Raw genomic sequence first — 3,021 nt, 5'->3', positions numbered from 1 at the left:
AAATCTGATTGTTCACAGCTTCTAAAGTCGCGCCAAACCTGGCAAAAGATTCAGGTATGGGGTTATTAAAAGTTTGGATAGGGTCAGGGGGAGTCTGGTCGGAAATAATCCTTAATGTCGCCATACTGGGATTAATTAAAGTAGCATTTCCGGTGGCATCTTGTAGCGATAATTCCAAGACTTCAGGATAAGTAACAATTGGGTTATGAGCGATGGGAATTGATACAGTTTTACCCCCCAATTCTCCATCAGCAAAATTAATCACAATGGGGCTGATATCAACACCACTGGGAGGTAAAGGAGTTAATAAACTGGGAACCAAAGTTACACKAACTGCACCATCTTCACCACCGGCACGCACCACGGTAATGGGTTGGGTACTCATGCCATTATCCTGTACTTCAAATCTAGTTGATTCAAAGGATAAAACACCCGGAACAAAAAAGTCACTGCGGCTAATATCATTAGGACGGATACCTCGCAATAGGGCTATAATTTCTCCGGTGGGAGTTTCCAGAATTGTATTATTAATATTAGGGTTACTGTCATCAAGAATAATATTTAGCTGGTCTATGGGAACATCTCCCAGCAGCAAAATAGTATCTTGTCCGGGGGTAAAATCAAAAATTTGGTCGGTGTCAGCGGTGGTAAAACCATCACCAGCCTCTAACACAAAGGTATCATTTCCCGTCCCTCCTACTAGGGTATTACTTCCGGCATTTCCGAATAGTATATTATTACCCTCGTCTGCTAAAATCAAATCATTTCCCAGTCCGCCATAGATGGTATCATCCCCCTCGCCACCGCTAATAATATCATCACCGAGTCCGCCAAAAATCAGATCATTTCCCAGTCCGCCACCAATTTGATCATCATCAATTCCCCCATATAAGGTATCATTTCCCGGTCCGCCAAAGATGGTATTTTCTCCAGCATCTCCAAAGATTAAATCATTACCTTCTCCCCCCCTAATAATATCAGCACCTTGTCCACCATAAATCAGATTATTTCCCCCATCTCCATCAATAACATCATTTCCCGGTCCCCCAAAGATAGTATCATTTCCCAGTCCTCCTGATAAGATATCATTCCCAGCATTTCCAAAGATTAAATCATCACCTGCATTACCTTCGATATAGTCATCTCCCTGACCGCCATATAAGGTGTCATTTCCTCCCCCTCCAAATATTTGATCATCCCCCTGGTTTCCATAAATTAGTGCTGGGTCTACTAAACTTCGGACTGTATCATTTCCAGACCCTAGAAATACTCCCAGAGGAAACACCCCTAATTGATTCTCAAAAAAGGTGATATCTACGGGGTTATCATCTCCGACAAGGCGCAGCAAGCCAGTAATTGGGTCAGTTTCAGGTCTTAATACCATAGTTAATTAGGCGATCGCATTTCATCACTAACAGGGAACAGGGTATCATTTTTTCTCCCCATCCACAACTGATCAATAGTCACAAACTCATATCTTTGTTTTAATAATTCAGGAATTACCTTAGCGCTAGTTTCTGCTACCTTACAGCCACCAAAATAGCCATCATGAAGGACAATGATAGACCCATTTTTAGTCTGTCGCAAAATGCGATCGCTCACCACCTCGACCCCCGGCTCTACCCAATCTTCAGGAACCACAGACCACATCACGGTTCGATAGTTCCAATTATTCAGAAGTTGTAAAGTTTTCCCAGTAAAAAAACCATTGGGGGGACGCACATATATAACTTGATTTTCTGGCAATCCACAAATCTGACAAATTGCCGATTGAGTTCGGTCTAAACTTAACTTTAATTCCTGTTTATTTAACCGGGTAAAAGACTTATGCTGATAACCATGAATCCCCAGACCATGCCCGCGTTTATAGACTTCTTGAGCAATATTAGGATATTTTTCGACTAATATTCCCAACCAAAAAAAACTAGCTTTAATCTGATAGTAGTCTAAAACTTCCAATAATTCTAAAGTATATTGAGGATGGGGGCCGTCATCTATAGTTAGGGCGATTTGTCGTTGAGATAAATTCCCACTCCATAAACAATTAGGAAAACCGAATTTTAACAGATGGTATAAAACTGGATACAAAAAAGCTAATTGTGGTTTAATTTTAGATGCCATGTTACAAATTTCCTTACTCGTAATCTACAAACAGTTATTGACTTAATGAACTCAGGCAGAACTCTCACCCTCAGCCAGACCAGTAGCCCACACGGACTCTATAGCTTATTGTAATAGTTGATCGGCACCATTAACATAGGATTTGCGAAAAACAAGAGTTTGATCTATAATCATACTTAGACCAACTGTAGCAAAGTGATTATCAATGTATTTTGACCAATCATACTGGCGTACACAAATCCTGAAAATTCAACAAGATGATGTAGTAGTTCGTTTGCACAATTCCCTCCACAGTGATCAATTAATTTCACGGGTGGCTAAACCCGAAGCAGAAACCAATGGCAGAATACCCCAATTATCCTTAACATCCTCGTTAAACCCTGGATTTAGGGAACAATGGCGACACCAACTCCCGGAACATATTTTTACCAGAAAAGAAGGCGAAGAACCCCAACAAACAGTCCTAGAGATATTTAAAGTATCCCAGCAGAAACTATTAATTTTAGGGAAACCAGGAATCGGAAAAACCACCCTACTTTTGAAATTAGCCAGAGATTTAATTAAAATCGCCGAAGAAGACTCAGATAGTGCTATCCCGATTGTATTTGAATTAGCTACTTTGAACAATCCTAAACAATCTATTGATAGTTGGCTGGTTGAAGATTTAAAAAATCGCTATAATTTACCAAGATTTATTGCCAAAAAATGGCTGAAAAATGGTAAAATACTGCCTCTTATTGATGGATTACAACAAGTACCTTTTGAGAAACTAAGTGAGTTTTTCAATGTTCGAGATGGAGTAGTTTGTTGTCGTGATGACCACTATTTACAATCGGGAAAAACTATTGATTATTTACAAGGATTAGTGTATTTACAACCATTAACTGCTCAGGAGATTCA

3 protein-coding genes are annotated in these 3,021 nt (G+C 39.8%); 1 reads left to right on the top strand and 2 read right to left on the bottom strand.

What is annotated here, in order from left to right; genetic code table 11:
- Both B9T16_RS27400 and B9T16_RS27395 read right to left on the bottom strand, forming a co-directional pair.
- Positions 1-1,384 (bottom strand): calcium-binding protein (locus B9T16_RS27400; RefSeq protein WP_410246259.1); only part of this gene is annotated, 1,384 nt, incomplete at its 3' end.
- Between the two features lie 2 nt (positions 1,385-1,386).
- Complete coding sequence (locus B9T16_RS27395; RefSeq protein ID WP_317269416.1) at positions 1,387-2,121, bottom strand: polysaccharide deacetylase family protein; 735 nt, start codon at positions 2,119-2,121, stop codon at positions 1,387-1,389.
- 205 nt (positions 2,122-2,326) lie between these two features.
- On the opposite strand from B9T16_RS27395, the gene B9T16_RS27390 reads away from it, so the two are divergent.
- Positions 2,327-3,021, top strand: a 695-nt coding sequence (locus B9T16_RS27390) for an NACHT domain-containing protein (protein ID WP_410246258.1), incomplete at its 3' end; no start/stop codon positions are given.

It is taken from the genome of Arthrospira sp. PCC 8006 (assembly GCF_046480465.1).
Classification (GTDB): Bacteria; Cyanobacteriota; Cyanobacteriia; order Cyanobacteriales; family Microcoleaceae; genus Limnospira; species Limnospira platensis.
Note: the sequence above shows the minus strand (reverse complement) of the source record. Positions and strands in the feature narration are given on the sequence as shown.